This window comes from Streptoverticillium olivoreticuli subsp. olivoreticuli, assembly GCF_003391135.1.
Classification (GTDB): domain Bacteria; phylum Actinomycetota; class Actinomycetes; order Streptomycetales; family Streptomycetaceae; genus Streptomyces; species Streptomyces blastmyceticus.
Window position 1 is genome coordinate 30,859 of record NZ_CP031455.1, and the last position, 18,021, is coordinate 48,879.

Genomic DNA, 18,021 nt, shown 5'->3' on the forward strand with positions numbered 1-18,021 from the left:
GTCCCCGCGGAGGGCTGGTCTCCGGCCACATCTCCCCCAAAGCCCTGCTGCGGAGGGCCACGGAGGAGGCGCGGGCCGTAGGCAGGGGCGATGCGTGGGTGCGAACGGGCAGTTCGCCGGTGCTGGCCTGCATGATCCAGCGGGTCGAGTGGCAGGGCCGGCTCCCGAGGCTGGCGTTGAAGGCGACCAGCGAGCGCGAGTTCGTGTCCGCCGGCATTCGGCAGGCCAGCGGACGGCCGGCGGAGAAGGGGCCGGGCAAAGTGGTAGATGAGGTGCTCGCGGACCGGCTGCTGGACGCAGCAACGGCGCGTGGGTCTGCCCGAAACGCACCGCCTGACGCTCGGAGAGCGCGACGGCAGGGTGCAGTGGGTGCGCCGGACGTCTGCCGCCGAGGGTTCGTGACCGTATCCACGGGAAGCCTCACCGACGTGGCTCTGCCCGCTCTGATCCCGCCGCGGCCGCACCGGAGGTGCAGGGCCACACCGCGGCGCCGGTGATGCCTGGCGAGGGGTGGCTCACAGCTCACAGCCTCACAGGTCACCTTGTCTACCTGGGGGAATAGGGTGCGAGCCTCACAACTCACAACTGTTTGTGACAGGTTTCAGTGGCCCCACTCCGACAGGTTGGTCTGGCCCCAGCTTGATCGACATTTGAATTGGCCCCACCTGTCCTGGTGAGAGGCGACGTGCCCTCGTCCGAGTGAATGGTGTGAGCTGTCTGCCCGATCCCGTCAGGGTGTGTCCGTCGTTCACGGTCATGTCGGAGGCCGTGTCGTTGGTCATGGCCGTGTCGGGAGGCCGGGGTGCGTCTGTCGCGTGTCGAGCTGTTCGAAAACATCCGTCGGGACGTACGTCTCGATCCGTCGCTCTCACATCGAGCTCTGGCAGCGAAATACGGCGTCCACCGCCGGACTGTCCGCCAGGCCATGGCCTCCGCGATCCCGCCTCAGCGCAAGGCGGTGAGACGGAAGTTCCGCGTCCTGGACCCGGCCGCGGAGTGGATCGACGCGATGCTGCGGGCCGATCTGAGGGCCCCGCGGAAGCAGAAGCACACCGTCGAACGGATCCAGAAACGCCTGGCTGAGGAGCACGGCTTCGACCAGGTTTCGTACTCCACGCTGCGGGACTACGTCCGCAAACGGCGGCCGGAGATCGTGGCGGAGGACCGTGAGGGCCGCCAGCACCTGGAGGGAATGGTGCCGCAGGACCACCTGCCCGGCGAGGAAGCCGAGGTCGACTTCGCGGATGTGTGGGTGCGGGTGGCCGGCGAGGCGGTCAAGTGCCACCTGTTCACGCTGCGGCTGTCGCATTCGGGCAAGGCCGTCCACCGCGTGTTCGCCTCGCAGGCCCAGGAGTCGTTCATGGAGGGCCACGCGGAGGCATTCCGGGTGCTGGGCGGGGTCCCGACCAGGCACATCCGATACGACAACCTCAAGCCCGCGGTCCGTCAGGTCTGCACCGGCCGCAACCGGGTGGAATCCGAGCGGTGGACCACCTTCCGCTCGCACTACGGCTTCGACGCCTTCTACTGCATCCCCGGTGAGGAAGGCGCTCACGAGAAAGGCGGGGTCGAGCAGGAAGGCGGGCGCTTCCGCCGGGCCCACCTGGTCCCTGTTCCCGACGTTCCCTCGCTGGAGGAGCTCAATGCCCGGATCGCCATCATCGATGAGGCGGAGGACGAGCGGATCCTGCGCGGGAAGCTGACCTCGATCGGCTTCAACTTCCGCATCGAAGCCGAGGCCCTGGCCCCGCTGCCGACCGAGGACTTCGAGTGCGGCCTCACCTTGACGCCGAAGGTCGACCGGACCAGCCGGATCAGCGTCCGCCAGTGCCACTACTCAGTGCCCGCCCGCTTCATCGGAGAACGCGTACGCATTCTGCTGCGAGGCAACGAGCTGCTGGTCCTCGAACGCCGGAACGTCGTCGCCCGGCACCCGCGGCTGACGAAACGATACGGATACCGCGACGTGCTCGACCACTACCTGGAGATCCTGCTGATCAAGCCCGGGGCCATGGCCGGGTCGACCGCGCTGGCCGCCGCGCGGGCCGAGGGGTCCTTCACGGCCGTCCATGAGGCGTTCTGGGCCGCTGCCCTCAAAGCCCACGGGGACGCGGCCGGCACCCGCGCGCTGATCGAGGTCCTGCTGCTGCACCGGCGAATGCCCGCCGAGGCGGTCCAGGCCGGGATGGCGGCCGCGATCAAGGCCGGGTCGATCAGCACGGATGTGGTGGCCATCGAGGCCCGCAAGGCCGAGTCCGCCGCCCGGGACCCCGAGCCGGAGGACGACGAAAACGATCCTCCGCCCTGGGTGGACATCCCCGGCGGACAGCTGCTGGCGCTGCCCGCCCGCCGGACCGAACTGCCCCAGGACAACCGTCCTCCGCCGTCGGTGGACGTCTATGACCAGCTGCTGACCCGCCATCCGAAAGGTTCCGCATGAACGACACCACCACCCTCTTCGACGTCGGTGAGCGAGTCCCGGGGCCCCGCAAGGACGCCTCGGCCGCCGGAGCCGTCGAGACCGTGATCGATGAAGCCTGCCGGGCCCTGCACCTGCCGACGATCCGTTCGCGCTTCGAGGACATCGCGGCAACCGCGCTCAAGGAGCGGGCCAGCTACAAGGATTTTCTGGCTGATCTGCTGGAAGCCGAATGCCTCCAGCGGGAGGAGCGGAAGAAGAACCGGCTGGTCAGGGAAGCGAACTTCCCCCGCCCCAAGCGGCTGGAGGACTTCGAGTTCGAGAAGAACCCGAACATCACCCCCGAGCAGGTCAGCACTCTGGCGGACCCGGCCTGGGTGAAGGCGGGCCTGCCGCTCTGCCTGATCGGCGACTCCGGCACCGGCAAGTCGCACCTGCTGATCGGCACCGCGATCGCCGAGGCCGGCATGCGGGTCCGCTACACGACCACGGCGAACCTCGTGAACGAGCTTGCCGAGGCCGCCGACGAGAAGAAGCTCAGCCGGACCCTCGCCCGCTACGGACGCGTTGACCTGCTCTGTCTGGACGAGTTCGGCTATCTCGACCTGGACAAGCCCGGCGCGAAGCTGCTGTTCCAGGTTTTCACCGAACGCGAGGAACGACGGGCGATCGCCATCGCCTCGAACGCGCCGTTCTCGGAGTGGAAGCAGACGTTCACCGATCCCCGGCTCTGCTCGGCGATCGTGGACCGGGTGACCTTCAACGCGCACATCGTCGAGACCGGCACCGACAGCTTCCGCTTCAAGAAGACCCAGGAGAAGCACCGCAAGCCCAAGCCCTGAACCATCCCCGCCTCAAGAACCGAGGCCGGCGCCCCTTACAGGGGCACCGGCCTCGGCCCGGTTGGGCCCGAACCGTTCTCCGCCGGTCGCGCCAATGCCCGCGCTCGTCGGCCACCGCGGATCGGAGAATCCAGCGGTCCCTATCGAACACGGGTCGAGATCCTGTGGTCCGGCGGGGTGTCGGGGCCCGTCGTCCAGTCCGGATCCGATGTCCTTCACGCTACCGCTCCGACCCCGCCCCCCGACCAGGGAACCCACTCGTTCGGGGTGGGGCCAAAACAACTTGTCGATGCCAGGTTGACGACCCTCACCCGAGCCCCGTCACACCCTCAGTGGGGCCAACTTCAATGTCGGAGTGGGGCCAACAGAACCTGTCACAAACACACAACCCTGGCAGAGGCTGCGATCCCGTCCAGAAAGGCCGGTCAGGCCGGCTCGTCGCGGCACACCGCCCAGACTCTGGGATACCTCGTGCAGTTACGCACCAGACTGTCGGTCTTCCGGTACGTATGTGCGTCGATGCGGCCGTGAGGATCCACGTCCGGCAGCAGCACCGTGCACCGGTGGCGGTATCGCATGGCAGAACGTCCAAGCTCAGCACTTCGGGCACCTCCTACGCGGGCACAGCAGTGCCCTGTGCAGGCCCAGGATCGTAGTGTCGCTGATTGCCACCGCGAGTATCTTCGGCAGACGGGATGCGGCAGTCTCGGCCGGCGCTGTGCTGATGAGCTCCCGAAGCGTCGACCGAGGGCACTCTGGCCAACGCACGGTCGGCTCGATCACGCCGGGCCCTTCCTCAAGACGGCTCCGGTGCATCCGTGCGCCCGCTCGCTGAGCTTCCCGCGCAGACAGGCCATCCGGCCTGCCTGGGGTCCAGGCAACACAACCCCGCACCACAACACGCCTAACCAGCAGCGCGGCTGGCTGAGAGGCGGTCTTCAGCAGTCCGGTGTCACACAGTCGGCACACTGCCACCAGGCTGGCGGCCTGTCCTCACCGGAACCTTGGAAGAGCTATCCGATTGGCAGTCTCGCATCCGGAAGATCAGAGGGGCTGGGGCGCCTGGTGCAGGCCAGGGCGCAGCAACGCGACCCTGCACAAGCCGGCCGGTGCCCCTGACTACGGGGGTGACACCTCGTCGGGACCAGGTCCGCGCCTTCGGCGGGCGCAGGCTCTGCCCCGCCTTGTCGGCGAAACCTAGCCACGCGCCCCAGTCCCTGACCGTCTTTCCGCGTGGCCAGAGCTCTTCAGCAGGTCCGGCACCGCTACATCGTTGCACCGGCACCCCAGCGTGCCGGGATGCGCGGGCACCAGCCCGTCTGCTGCAAAGTGCGCGAGGCCTGCCTGGCCGGATACCGCACACCACCGGTATACATCTCGGACCACCAGGTCCGTCACTCCAGCAACGAATCCTCAGCTGCCGGGCCGCTCCGTCGGCGAGATTTGGCAACGAGTCGGCCAGAGGCTCCTCACGAGGGCAGCGGTCGCCGCTGGGAACGGTCTTCCGGTCTTGCCGAGCTACGGCTCAAGGAGTGGCACAAAGGCCCTGCAGAGCGCGCCGCAAGCCCTTCTTGTGCAGCTCATCCAGCTTCATGTTCTCTGCCACCTGACTGTGCGCCCGCGCCACTGCGGCCGCACACCGGGACTCGGACAGGAGGGGCTGATATTCCCGAATTGCCGTCAGCATCCCTGCGTTGATGCGGTTGATTTCCACTCGGACCTGGTCCAGATCAGGGCCCTGCATGGGAGCCGCGGCAGGGTTATTTCGCCAGTACTCGTGGAGCCCGTACTGAATGAGCTTATTGGCCTCGATCTGGTCCTTGAAAAATTCCTGTACCAGGGCCCGATCGACGCCCAGTTCCCGTGCCTGCGCATCCATACCTTCCAGAACCTGCCGCTCACGGACCGGATCCTCGATGGAGCGGCCCGACAGCCACTTCGAGGCGGCGACCTGATCGGCGGTCAGCGCGCGCTCGGCAGCCAACTTCGCCAGCCGCCCCATGGCCTGCTCAGTGAGGTTTTCCGTACGGTGACTGGCATAAGGCGCCTTCTCGGTCACTGCCGTTGCCGCAACGGCCGGCGTTGCGACGACTAGGGCGATGACGGCACCGGCACCTGCTGAGCAGGCCACAAACGTCCGGGTGAGTTTCTGCGAGCGGCGTATGCATCGGCGATTAGCGGGAAGTTGCATTCTTAAACCTTTCTCTTCATATTTTCCGAGCGCCCCTGTACGGGCATCTCCCGATCCCCAAGGAGCATGAGACCTGGTTCGTGACCATCTCCGTGCTGAGGGTCCAGAGATATCCGAGATCTTGAGCGTGAGGGCAGCTTCGTGGCCCGGCTCTCTCAACGGGCCCCTCGGTGCGGGCATGGGGAGAATCCCCGCGGAACTGCCCCGAGGCAGGGCAGAATGAGCACGGGATCACTCGCTGCGTCCTGCTGATCGACCTTAACATCCGTCAAGTGGTACAGCATTCAACTCACGCCCGGTAATCGCCGACGACTCCTTCACAGCTAGTCTCGGATATCCACAGCCCGCCCCGGCGGCCGAAGGCGAACCAATACGCCCAGCCCCGAGGGACTCATAGAGGAAATCCACCAGATGCCTAGGACGGCTTTTACTGACACCCTGACGAAAAAAGCCAGACTTCCAGGCGCAGACCGATGACCCCAGCCGAATCAGAATGAGGCCCAGGACACCCCTTGCCGAAGACCCGCTCACGGGAACTTCAGGCAGGCACGCGTTCGGTTGATCGGCTTCCTGCTGACGGTGAAGCCGCGGCCGTAGAGGCATTTGAAGGAGGTCGTGAGGGTTCTGCGAGCTTCCTCGTGAGCAGGAGTGACGGTGCGTACGCAGGTCTCGGTGCCGACACCCATCTGGAATCCGGCCACAACCTCGGTGACGGTATTGTGCTGGCGCGGGTACGTCAGCGCGACCAGAGCACGCCAGGACGGCAGCAGCCCCTGCAGTAGCGGCCACCCTCACGGATGACGATCAATATCGCACCCCAAGTCCACGAGCACATGCAATAGGTTGATTTACAGCAGGGCATGTGGCCAACAGGGCTTTCAAACGAGCCAGTTGAAACCTCACGCTCATCTCACTCACCAGTACGGTGGGGCGACGGCTCTGCCTCGCCAGGAAAGAGAGATGGTGACTTCCGGCGTGCCCAGGGCGGGGCCGATACACAGGGCTCGCCGTCGGCCTATGGGTGCGTCACTTCAGGCCCCGAACCCCGCGTCGCGCGCCAGCAGTGCCGCCTGCACCCGGTTATCGCAGTCCAGCTTCGCGAGGATCCGGCTGACATAGGTCTTCACCGTGGCCTCGCTCATGTGGATGCGCTGCCCCGCGTCGGCGTTGGACAGCCCCTCGCCGAGCAGCGCCAGTACCTCGCGCTCCCGCTCGCTCAGCGCTGCCACCTGCCGTCGCGCCGCCTCACCCCGGCCCGTGGCGCGGTCGCCCGCCAGCGAGTCCGCCACGTGGCGCGCAGCTGCGGGCGACAGGTATGCGTTGCCCGCAGCTGCCGCCCGTACCGCCCCGATCAGTTCCGCGGGTGCCGAGTCCTTCAGCAGGAAGCCGGCTCCGCCGTGCCGCAGAGCCCGCAGTACGTTGTCACGCTCCCCGAAGGTGGTCAGGATCAGTGCCCGTACACCTGGGGCTGTGCGTCCTAGTTCGGCGAGTGCCGCGAACCCGTCCAGGGCAGGCATCTGGATATCGAGCAGGGCGACGTCTACCAGGTGCCGACGCGCCAGTTCGACTGCCTCGCGCCCGTCCACCGCTTCTGCCACGACCTGGATGTCGTCGGCGGAGGTGAGGATCATCCTGATCCCGGCCCGGATGAGCGGCTCGTCGTCGGCGATGAGGACGCGGATCAACTGATCTCCTGTTGCGCTAATTCTTGACTTCGAACTCACGTTTCTCGATCAGTTTCCCGTCCTTGAAGCAGAACCGGTACACGATGTCGGTGAGCATCCCCTTGGACACATCGGTGGACAAAAGGGTAAGGCAGCTCGCGCCAGCCGGCTCGGCCGGCCCCTTGTCTTTTGCACCAGTGGTGAGGATCGAGTCGCCTGAGGGCAGCTTCTCGCGCACCTGATCCTCGGAGTCGCCGACCTTCACCGAGGTGTAGACACTGGGGTCAATCGTCGCCTTCTCGGCCTCATCGAGCAGCTTGCCCACCCCATACACCAGCACTGCCGCCAGTCCCACCAGGATCAGCAGCAGGGCTGCGCCGCAGCCGATCAGAAGACCACGACTCTTCTTCGAACCCATGATGTTCTTGAACTCCTCGCGCGGATCGGACCAGTCAGTGACCGGTCCACCCTCGCCGGGAGCTGCAGGGCGGGTCTGCTGTCGAAAGTCGTTTGCCGCGTCGACGAAGGTCTTCTCCCCCGTCCCGTACGGGAGCACCCCCGCGAGCCGGAAGCCCCCGCCATCCACCGGTCCGGCGTGCACCATCCCGCCGACCAGCCGGGCCCGCTCCCGGAGCCCGGTCAGCCCTTGACCGCCGCTGACCGCGGCGGGCCACGGCCCGGAGTCCCCCGGCACCGGACCGTTCGCGACCTCCACCACCATCGAGTCCGGCTCGTAGCGCAGGCTGACGGTGATCGGCGCACCGGGCGCGTGTTTGTACGCGTTCGTCAGCCCCTCCTGCGCGATGCGGTACGCGGCGTGGTCGGCCACCGGTGCCAGCGGCTGCGGCTCCCCCGAGCGCTCGAACCGGGCCGCAGTGCCCGCCGCGGCCGCCGACTCAACCAGCGCCTCGATCCCGGCTACCGCCCCGGATACGGGCTGCACTACCGGCGTCTCCTCCGCAGCGCTGCCCTTGAGGATGCCGACCACCTGGCGCAGCTCGTGCATCGCGGCCACGGACGCCTCCCGCAGCACGGCGACCGCCTCGCGTTGCTGGCCGGTCAGTTTTCTGTCCACCTCGAGGGCGCCTGTATGCACGGCGATCAGGGCAAGCTGGTGGCCGAGGCTGTCGTGCATGTCCTGGGCGATCCGCTGCCGCTCACGCATCCGCGCCTGTCCCGAGACCATCTCGCGCTCGCGCAGCAGCTGGGCGTTGCGTTCTTGCAGGGCACGCATCAGGGTGCGCCGCTGGTACCAATAGCGGCTGGTGAGTCCCGGAACGACCGCCGATGCCAGGAAGACGAGGGTGGTGAACGCCAGCTCCCAGGGGGTCAGACGATGAATAACGGCGCTGGCTGCCACGCACACCACGCAGGACACGGCGAATGCCGTCACTGCCCGCACCGCCCCGGCGATCCGGTGCCCCGCAGACCAGCCGACTGGCGCCAGCAGCAGCAGTCCGCCCGGGGTTGCCCCGGTCAGGACCGCCGTGGCGAGCAGGACGGGCACAGGCAGTGCGCGCCGTAGCAGTGACAGCGCGGCGACGGCGAGCGCCGCCGCGAGCATCCGCGGCCAGTCGCTCCCGGTGAGATCCTCTGTTCCTGCCGCGAGCAGGGCGAGCACCGCGGCCATCGCACCTTCTCCCGCCAGCCGCCGCCAGGGCCATTGCTCCGGTCCAATCAGCCGTCGCCACAGGTCGCAGGCCCACAATGTTGCTCTCATGCCCGCACGATAGGCAGCTCCGCCCGTCCGTGGCGTACATCTAACGTCGCGACTTTCGCCCTACCCGGAGGTCTGAGCGGGTGTTCTGCGAGTGCTCGGCGGAGTCGCAGGGCTTCGTCGTGAAGCCGTAATTTCCTGTTCTTGATCACGGGATAATGAGGATGGTGAGGGGTCGGGTGTCGTCGCGGGTGTTGCGGCGATCGCGTGGTGTCCGGCCAGGCCGAGGGCTCCGATGGCGAGGTTGCGCCAGGTGGCCATGGCTCGGGGGGGGCGTTGCCCGTTCACAGCCGGGAGACGTTCTCGGCGAAAGCCGTGTCTCTCACAAGGTGCAGGGCTTCCACCGGCCAGTGCCCGCAGATCAGGGATGCGAGCTGGGCGGAGTGGCCTGCTCAGCGGCCAGGCTCGTGACGGCGCGCACAGTCTTGATGCTGATCTTGCCAGTCCTGCGGTTCACCCTGTGCCGCTTGATTTCGATGGCCTGGGCAGCGCCGGGGAACAGCAGACCGGTCTGCAGGCACCGGACGGACAGCCAGCTGCCGACAGCCCGGTCGAGCAGGTCACCCTCGATCTGGGCGAGCACCCGGCGGATGGCGGCCTCACCAGGAGCGTGGTGCCGACCGGTAAAGGGATCACGGCGGGCACCGAGCCGGGCCAGGACCGGCTGCGAAGCGTCAGCGCCGCACTCCCTGATCGCCAGCAGCAAGGTCGCGCCGGTCAGGACCGCGGCGGCGCAGATGGCGAGCATGCCGACCAGGGGATGAAGCCGACCGTGGGTCACGGGGATCCATCACTGTCGCGAGGCAGGTCAACAGGCCCGGACACTCCTCAACCGACAGGGATGGCGCGGCAGCGAGTTGACCAAGCGAGGCGGGCATGGGAGATGATTCAGCAACGGCAGGCACGGTCTTCCGGCAGGATCATGGGACGTAGGCACTCACATGATCCCTGGTGACCGCGCCTGCCATATCTCATCACCAAACCGACAAAGAAGGCGAGTTGGGGTGAACGCGCTCTAGTCACCTTCATGCCAAAGCCCTGCAACAGCCACAAGCCTCATAACGTCACACACGTCTCATTTGACTTGACGCGTTCCGCAACGCCACGACGTGTCCACGGCCGGTTCCTCCCAGAGACGATCAAATCCACAATTTTGCCCCCGCCCAGCGCTTCAGCCAAGTTGACAACGCTCACCGTAGACCTCCCGCTGTACGGTGGAAGCGCCTCTCCTGATCAACGCCGCCTCTTGGAGAACACCATGAACCCGAAGCACCTCGAACTGATCGAGGAAACCCGCAGGATCGCTCCGGAGAACGTTAAAGTCGAGTTCTCTGGTGAAATCATCATCATGCAGGCGGCCCCGTCGGCCATCCATCAGCGGAATCTTGACCAGGTGGCCCGACAGTTCGCCGGCTATGTTCCTGCAGACCACTTTGCCAGCCAGAACAGCGGACTCGCATCCCCCCAGACAGGGAAATCGCGGACTCCTGACCTGACGATTCTCCCCGAAGATGTCCCTGAAGGGGAGAACAATGAGATCCCTGCTGAACTGGCTCTGATCGCTGTCGAGATCGTATCCCCTTCCAACCCTGAGAACGACTGGGTCGGCAAGGTCCGCGACTACCCTCTAATGGGCATCCCTCTCTACCTGATCGTGGATGCCCGCGAGAAGACCGTCGCCCTGTTCAGCGAGCCCGAGAACGGACGCTACCGCCAGAGGGAAGATGCTGCGTTCGGGGAGGACATCCACATCCCGGCGCCGTTCTCCTTCACCCTCGACACCAGCCGTCTCCTGCAATATTGACCTGCGCTACAGCCAGGGTTGGTTCATGGTCGTGGTGGTCATGTGAGTGTGCTGGTCACAGCGTTGTGACGATGGCGGGTCGGGCCGTCTCATCAACAACGGGGCTCCGTTTGAAGCAGGTGCCCGTCCAAGTCGCCCTGCTGAACCGGAGCCCCGATGTACCGTCACTCTGTCACCATCTGCCTGGTGAAGTCACCCACGCGTCAACACGGATCGCGGGGCTGGAGGGACGGCTGCGGACTCTGCCCGCCCCTCGCCGACGCCCGCTCCTACCTCTCGGCCGGGCAGTGGGCCCGCAGTGCACCGCAGCATGCCCTGGCCCGCCTCGGTGTCCGTGCCACCGGACCCCTTGCCGTACAACGGGCGCCCAGCACCTCGACCATCCACCACGTCCTGCTCGCGGTGTGCCCCGGGGGCCTGGCCAGTCTGGGCTCACGGACCGATGACGCGCCGGCAGTGCACCTGCTGGCCGCTGTGACCGGCACCGGACAGACCGTCACCCAGCTGCGGGTGCCGGGCAGGAGCAACGAGATCACCTGCTTCGCCGCCCTTCTGGATCCTCTCAGCCTCACCAGCGTCGTGGTGATGACCGACGCCCTGCACGCCCAGCGCGCACACGCGAAGTTCCTGGGTCGAGCGGAAGGAGGCCCACTACCTGCTCACCGTCAAGCGCAACCAGCCCCGCCTCCACACCGGAAACCGCACGGTTGCAGGCGGCCGAGTTGTTCGAGCAGAAGGCCAAGCCGTCGGAGGTGGCGCGGCGGCTGTGGGTGAGCCGGAAGCCGGCCTACCAGTGGCATCAGATGTGGCGGGGTGGCGGAGCTGCCGTTCTGGCCTCGCGTGGTCCGAGCAGACCATGGTGCCGTCTCCCGCCGCGCCGCCTGGACAAACTCGCCGCGTGTCTCGAGCAGGGTCCGGCCGCCCACGGCTGGGTGGAAGACCAGGTCTGGACCGCCAGCCGGATGACCACGCTGATCGGCAAGAAGTTCCACGTCTCCTGCAGCGTCTCGGGCGCCACCCGGTTGATACGCCGGCTCAGTTTCTCCCCGCAGGTGCCTGCACGGCGGGTGGCCGAGCGTGATGAGCAGGCCGTGAAGGTATGGAAGGAGTCGACCTGGGCGAAGGTAAAAAAGCCCGGGCGACCCTGCGGGGGCTACATCTGCTTCGAGGACAAGGCAGGCTTCACCCGCCGCCCCCCAGAGGACACACCTTGGGGCCGGCGCGGACACCCCCCGGCAATGAGCCCAGCACGGCGACCCCAAGGGCGATGGAGACCTCCTGCGCGGTGTTGGTCAGGGCGGCGCCCGAGCCCGCCTTGGCCGACGGCAGCACGCCCATGATGGCGTTCGTAGCAGGTGGCACCACATTGGCCATGCCTGCTCCCCACAGGAGGAAGACCACCGCAAGCAGCCACGGCGACGAGTGGACGTTCACCAGTTGCATGAGCAGGATCGCGAGAGCAGTCATGCTCAGGCCTGCGACGACCACAGCCTTGGCACCGAACCGCTGGCCGAGCGCGACACTGCGCGGCGCCAGGGCAAGTTGGGCCAGGGCGAACGGGAGCATCATCATGCCCGCCTGCAGCGGAGTCAGCCCGCGTACGGACTGGAGGTAGATCGAGATGAAGAAATACACCCCGCCGACCGCGAAGAATCCCAGTGAGATCGCACCGACCGCTGCGGACAGCCGGGCGTCGCGGAACAGCCGGACGTCGAAGGCCGGAAAGCGGGTGCGTGTCTCGTGCCAGGCAAACACCGCCAGTACAGCCAGGCCGCCCGCGATCGAGACGGCCACTGCCGGGTTCAGCCAGTCGGAACTCTCGCCGCCATGGACGATCCCCCAGATGACAGCCACCAGCCCGACGAAGGACAGCACCACACCGATCGGGTCGAAGCCGCCTGCTGCGCTCCTGATCTCGGGGACCAGGATGGCCACCACTGCCAGCCCGAGGATGACGATGGGGATATTGACGATGAAGACCGAGCCCCACCAGAAGTGCTCGAGCAGCAGCCCTCCGATCACCGGGCCGATCGCCACAGAAGTGCCGATCGCCGCGCCCCACAGTGCAATGGCCTTACCTCGTTCACGCGCGCCGAAGACGTTCGTGATGATCGCCAGGGTCTGCGGCATGATCGCCGCACCGCCGATGCCCATCAACGCGCGCGTCCACATCAGCGTCCCGGGGGCCTGTGCGAACGAGGCCAGCAGTGACCCTATTCCGAAGACCAGCATGCCGCCCAGCAGTACGCGCTTGCGTCCGATGCGGTCACCGAGCACGCCGAAAGTGAACAGGAGTCCGGCGAAGACCAGGATGTAGGCGTTGATCGCCCATTGAAGCTGTCCCTGTGTCGCGCCCAGCCCTTGTACCGGGTCGGCGATGGTCTTGAGCGCCACGTTCAGGATGGTCGTGTCGATGATGACCATCAGCAGGCTGACCACCACGGCGCCGTGGATGTACCAGCGGCGCGGATGCCCGTCTCCCCCTTGTGCCTGCAGGGACTCCCCCGCGGATCGGCGGCCTTCCATACGTTCTCTCCCTGCCCTTGCTTTGATCACACCAATAACTTGAGGGAACCCTCAACTTCTATGCCCGGCGACCGTACGCTAAATTGAAGGGAGTCTCAAGTTAGGTCTGACGGGGTGGAATGAGGGGCATGAGTACTGATGCGACACCGAAGGCCCGCGCCAAGCGGCGAGACGCGCAGCGCAACCGCGAGAAGCTGATCGACGCCACCATGGACGTCTTCACCGAGCGAGGACTGGACGTGCCGCTGGAGGAGATCGCCCGGCGCGCCGGGGTGAGCATCGGCACGCTTTACAACCACTTCCCCTCACGGGACGACCTGATTGCAGCGTTCTATCCCGCCAAATTCGCCGCGCAGATCGAGGACGCCGACCGGGCCCTCGAATGCGCCCCCTGGGAAGGGTTCGTCTGGTACCTGGCCAGGCTCTGCGAACGGCAGGCCTGCGACCGCGGCCTGAGCGACCTGCTATCCCGGCGTCTTCCCGACACCCCGGAACTCCGCCAGGCATGCGCGCAAAGCTACGAACGAACCAGCCGCATCATCGCCCGCGCACAACAGGACGGCAGCCTGCGCGCCGACTTCACCCCGCAGGATCTGACGTTCGTGATCTGGTCCAGCATTTCCATCATCAAAGCCACAGCTGCTGTCGCTCCCGACGCCTGGCGCCGGCACCTGGCCTTCCTGCTGGACGGATGCCGTGCCACCGCTGCCCACCCCATCGCAACACCCTCACTGGACATGGAACAGGTCCTCAAGACCATGCCCACCCTGGGAACGGCGACAGCGCAACACGAGTAGGAGTCACCCCGAACGCACGGCTCAACAGGATTCCGGCCGGAATCTTGACAGGACCGCGGATGACCGCACCTCGTCCGGATGGTCCGCGACCAGCACACCCGTGCCGGCATCGCCCGTCAAACCGGCACCGGGCGGACGAAGAAGGAGATCATCTGCTTCCTCAAACGCGCCATCACGCGGGAGACCTTCCGGTACTCGCCACGGCGGTCGCGACCCCCGAGACCACTGGCCTCAAGCCGACCCGCCAGGCCAAGAACATCCCACTCACCGCTGCCCCGAAGCGCTTCAGGGCTTGGCCCGCAACCATCTCCAGCGCCGAACGATGCCTTCGCCGGCCTACCGCGGCTGGCTCGCTGCCGCTTGCCCCAAGATGCAACCGGCATGGCAACCGCGTCTGCTTTGATTCCAGCCGGGTGGTCTTCCCTACAAGGGGTTCCTGCTCCCTCTGGCCAACCCAATCCAGTGTCCAGAGTGTCCACACACCAGGGAAACGCCCAAGAGCCTTTCGACTGCTACCAGAAGACCAACCAACAACAGCAATCGACGACCGCTGCACCCACTGAGCCCACAATCGGGCCGGCCTGCCACGCAGACAACCGCCCGCAGATTTTCCACTCCCCATTGACCACCTCATGGCGGTATGTCACTATTCGCCTACACGCTGAAGATACGTTTCCCACCTGTGAGGAAACTTTCGAACCGCCCTACGAGCGCGCAGGTTTCGTTACTGAACCCGTTTCACCCTGTGCCGTAAGGGTCGAAAGGGCTGGTCAGGCGGGGTACGGGTGACGTGGCGAAGCCCCTCGTCGTTGCGGTGTGCTGGCGCATCCACGGAAGAACGAGATGTTCGTGCAGGTCGCAGGTGGTTTCGGGGTATAGACCACGACAGCGTGGCGGTACGTGGACGAGACCCAAGGTCCTGGCCGACTGGGCGCCGGGCCTGCACGAGGCCCTGGCAGGGCTGGGCAAAGGCGACTTCGTCATCGTCGGCGGCACCCTCATTCCCGCCGACCGGACCGCCGCGGACAAGCCGTGCTACTCACAGAAGCACAAGAGACGCGGCATGAACGTGCAGGTCAACGCCCGCCCAGACGGGACGCTGCTGCGGTTCTCCCGTGCCCTGCCGGGCCGGACCCACGGCCTGACCGCTGCCCGTGCGCACGGCATTGTCCAGGCCTGTCGCACCCGGCAGATCCTTGCCCTGGCCAACCGCGCCTACCGTAGCGCCGGCTCAACCATCCGCACCCCCTGCCACGGGCACCGCGAACTCCCTGACCACTACCACCGGTTCAACCGCAACCACGCAAGACTCCGAACCCCGGGCGAACGCATCTTCGCCCGGACTCAAGACCTGACGGATCCCCCACCGACCCGCTGCTCGACCAACCGCATCGGAACCATCGTTGCCGCCATCCACGCCCTCATCCTGACCGGCGAGAACAACAGGATGAAACAGGTTCACTCACACCTGGCCAGCGAACAGAAAACCCGCCAGTTTCAGCCCAATATGCGACCACAGGGCACCGGACTACAGTCCGGAAATCTCAGGCGCTCAGGATCGGAAATCAGGACGCAGGAAGGCAGCATCATGAGCCAAGCGGATCAGGTAATTCTTGTTCAAAAAGCCGAGGTCGGATATAAAGAAGGGTACTCGAACGGCCACTACAATAACTGGCAAAAATTCTCCCCGGCCGTGCCGGGCCTGGAATGGAGTCAGAACCAGGCCTGGTGTCAGACGTTTCAGTCATGGGCGTTCCAGCAGGTCGGCCTGAAGCCTCTTGCGCCTGTGACTGCATCATGCATGACGGCGGTTAACTGGTACAAGAACAAGGGAAGATTCAGCTATTATCCGGCCGTTGGGGCCATGGTTTTCTACGGCCCCAACGGGGGTTCCCATGTCGGCCTCGTCTATAAGTACGACGCGGATTACATATATACGGTCGAAGGGAATACCAACACTTCCGGCTCGGCCGAAGGTGACGGCGTCTACCTTAAGAAACGCGGCCGCCGTGATGTATATACCTACGGGTACGGCTATCCCGAATATGCGGACGGCCTCGTATCCGCAGACCCTAAATTCGGCGGGGTGGCGGCAGCGGAGGGCGGTAAGGGGGATGTCCCGCCCCCGGTTACAGGGAAGCCCTGGGTATGGGCCGATGCTGGATCAGCTCCGCACAAGTGGCCGAATGACACCAGGCTGATCCAGTCTGCCCTGAAGAAGGAGTTCCCGGATATAGATCTCTCCTCCGATAAAGGGGAGTACCGGGAGAAGAGCAAAGAGGCGTACGCACGCTGGCAGGAGTCCTTGGGGTACTCCGGAGCCGACGCAGACGGCATACCCGGGAGGACGTCCTTGACCGCACTGGGGGCAAAATACGGGTTCGAGGTCAGAGGAGAGTATCCGGGAACCGAAACCGATTCGGAGGGAAAGCCTACTGCTCCTGTGTCTGTGGAGAGGCCATGGGTCCTGGCAAATGTCGGGAGCTCACCCGAGAAGTGGCCAGCCAGTACACGCCTGGTACGTGAGGCCCTCATAAAGGAATTCGGCAACATCGACTTCTCCGATGATGGGGATGCCTTTGGCGAAAAGACGAAGAGCGCTTACAGCCGCTGGCAGAAATCTCTCGGATACAGCGGAACCGCTGCGGATGGCATACCTGGGCAGCAATCCCTCCGCAAGCTTGCGGAGAAGTACGGGTTTGACATCCGCAGTGGAAGCGCCAGCGCTTCCGGCAGTATCGGGGCTGACCAGATCGACTTCTCCGGAAAAGGCTCATGGGACTCCGGCCACGCCGCATGCACCGGCTACATCAAAGAAGCTCTGCGGATCATGGGGCATCCGGAGACTCATTGGCTCCCGGGCATGCTCACCATCGCCCAGCGCGAGACAGCGCTCAACTCGCCACAATGGCAGATTAACACTACGGACAGCAATGCCCGGAACACTCCTGAACTATATGGTGGCGGAAAGGCGCCCGATGGATATCCGGGAATGTGCTCCCGCGGTATGATCCAGGCAATTCCGCAGACCTTCGCGCGATACCACCAGGCCGGGACATCCGAAAAAATCTACGATCCCGTAGCCTCTGCCGCAGCCGGAATCAACTACATCATCACCATCTATAAAGTGAACAGCGACGGCAGTAATCTGACAGCCAAGGTTCAACAAGCGGACCCGAACCGACCACCGAAGGGATACTGAGGTTTCTCATACTCCCGGCAGGTTGGTGGGAAATACCGCTTAGCTAAGAGCTCGTAACAGGATCGTGGTCTGTACTTGTTGAGGCGTCTCCAGCAGACGATGCCCTCCAGGCACAGTCTGTCGGACACCGGCCGCGGACCCGGAGCCCGCTCGGGCCATAGTGGAGCAACGGCTCGATCACTGCCCAGAGTTTATCGTCCACGATCCGCGGCCGCTTGCTCACGCCGTCACAAACTGCCGAGGCGCCCCTGACGTCACGGCTGACCATCCAAACTCAACAAGATCCCGTTACGAGCCCTTACAGGACACCATTTACGGCTCTTACGGTCCCTCAGTCAAGCCTGGGACTTTCCTGACCGAATCTCTCTCATCCTCCGTTTTCGCAGGTGCGGAGGGTGTGGACAGCTTGGGTGATGGTTCCGATCCGGTTGGTGGAGCATCCGGCGGAGGGCGCGCCAGGTCTTCAGCCGGGCGAAGGCGCATTCGCCGGGTGCCCGGAGGCGGGCATGGACACGGTTGAACCTCTTGCAGTGCTCGGGGAGTTCACGGTGTCCGTAGCAGGTGCGGACGGTCGCGCCAGCGCCCTGGTATGCCCGGTCGGCCAGGATCCCCCTGGTCGGACATGTCTGGACGATCCCGTGCACGCGGGCGGCGGTCAGATCGTGCGTCCGTCCCGGCAGTGCGCGGGAAAACCACAACGAAGTACCGTCGGGGTGGGCGACCAACAGGGCTCTCTGGCCGGGAGTTCAATCGTCAGACATCTCGTTGACTCCCCTCGCCGGCGGCGAGGAGGTGACCTGGAGCCTGAGCCTGACCGGTGGCGAGCCCGGACTGCTGATTGCTCTGCTCTGAAAAACCA

At 65.5% G+C, this 18,021-nt stretch carries 8 protein-coding genes and 4 pseudogenes; 6 read left to right on the forward strand and 6 right to left on the reverse strand.

The features are described from left to right. Nucleotides 1-802: 802 nt before the first annotated feature. Nucleotides 803-2,440: an IS21 family transposase gene (istA, locus tag DXZ73_RS00160; protein ID WP_116209005.1), complete on the forward strand. Its 1,638-nt coding sequence runs from the start codon at nt 803-805 to the stop codon at nt 2,438-2,440. After that, nucleotides 2,437-3,261 (forward strand): IS21-like element helper ATPase IstB, encoded by an 825-nt coding sequence (gene istB / locus DXZ73_RS00165; RefSeq protein WP_116209007.1) that lies wholly within the window; start codon nt 2,437-2,439, stop codon nt 3,259-3,261. The genes istA and istB overlap by 4 nt, the downstream gene beginning before the upstream one ends. Before the next feature lie 1,525 nt (nt 3,262-4,786). On the opposite strand, the gene DXZ73_RS37730 is transcribed toward istB, so the two are convergent. From DXZ73_RS37730 to DXZ73_RS38940, 4 genes are all read right to left on the reverse strand, one after another. Then, nucleotides 4,787-5,320, reverse strand: coding sequence for a chorismate mutase (locus DXZ73_RS37730; protein WP_162889891.1), 534 nt, complete (start codon nt 5,318-5,320; stop codon nt 4,787-4,789). Nucleotides 5,321-6,483: 1,163 nt separating this feature from the next. Further along, a complete protein-coding gene (locus DXZ73_RS00180) occupies nt 6,484-7,137 on the reverse strand; it encodes a response regulator (protein WP_116209012.1) in 654 nt (217 codons plus the stop codon). Nucleotides 7,138-7,153: 16 nt separating this feature from the next. Beyond that, nucleotides 7,154-8,746: a sensor histidine kinase gene (locus tag DXZ73_RS00185; protein WP_240351015.1), complete on the reverse strand. Its 1,593-nt coding sequence runs from the start codon at nt 8,744-8,746 to the stop codon at nt 7,154-7,156. A gap of 448 nt (nt 8,747-9,194) precedes the next feature. Further along, nucleotides 9,195-9,581, reverse strand: a complete 387-nt coding sequence (locus DXZ73_RS38940; protein WP_240351017.1) for a transposase family protein — start codon at nt 9,579-9,581, stop codon at nt 9,195-9,197. A 510-nt stretch (nt 9,582-10,091) separates the two neighbouring features. On the opposite strand from DXZ73_RS38940, the gene DXZ73_RS00195 reads away from it, so the two are divergent. Continuing rightward, nucleotides 10,092-10,637 carry a Uma2 family endonuclease gene (locus DXZ73_RS00195; protein WP_116215323.1) on the forward strand — a complete coding sequence of 182 codons (546 nt, stop codon included), beginning with the start codon at nt 10,092-10,094 and terminating at the stop codon, nt 10,635-10,637. A 695-nt stretch (nt 10,638-11,332) separates the two neighbouring features. After that, nucleotides 11,333-11,905: pseudogene (locus DXZ73_RS40385) on the forward strand (helix-turn-helix domain-containing protein); the annotation flags it as partial. A 49-nt stretch (nt 11,906-11,954) separates the two neighbouring features. Here the strand turns inward: DXZ73_RS40385 and DXZ73_RS00205 are convergent. After that, nucleotides 11,955-13,163: pseudogene (locus tag DXZ73_RS00205) on the reverse strand (MFS transporter); the annotation flags it as partial. A 128-nt stretch (nt 13,164-13,291) separates the two neighbouring features. On the opposite strand from DXZ73_RS00205, the gene DXZ73_RS00210 reads away from it, so the two are divergent. After that, nucleotides 13,292-13,960 (forward strand): TetR/AcrR family transcriptional regulator, encoded by a 669-nt coding sequence (locus DXZ73_RS00210; protein WP_240351018.1) that lies wholly within the window; start codon nt 13,292-13,294, stop codon nt 13,958-13,960. A gap of 819 nt (nt 13,961-14,779) precedes the next feature. Continuing rightward, nucleotides 14,780-15,389, forward strand: a pseudogene (locus DXZ73_RS38950) (transposase family protein); the annotation flags it as partial. A gap of 2,140 nt (nt 15,390-17,529) precedes the next feature. On the opposite strand, the pseudogene DXZ73_RS00225 reads toward DXZ73_RS38950, so the two are convergent. Next, nucleotides 17,530-17,881, reverse strand: a pseudogene (locus tag DXZ73_RS00225) (transposase family protein); the annotation flags it as partial. Nucleotides 17,882-18,021: the final 140 nt, after the last annotated feature.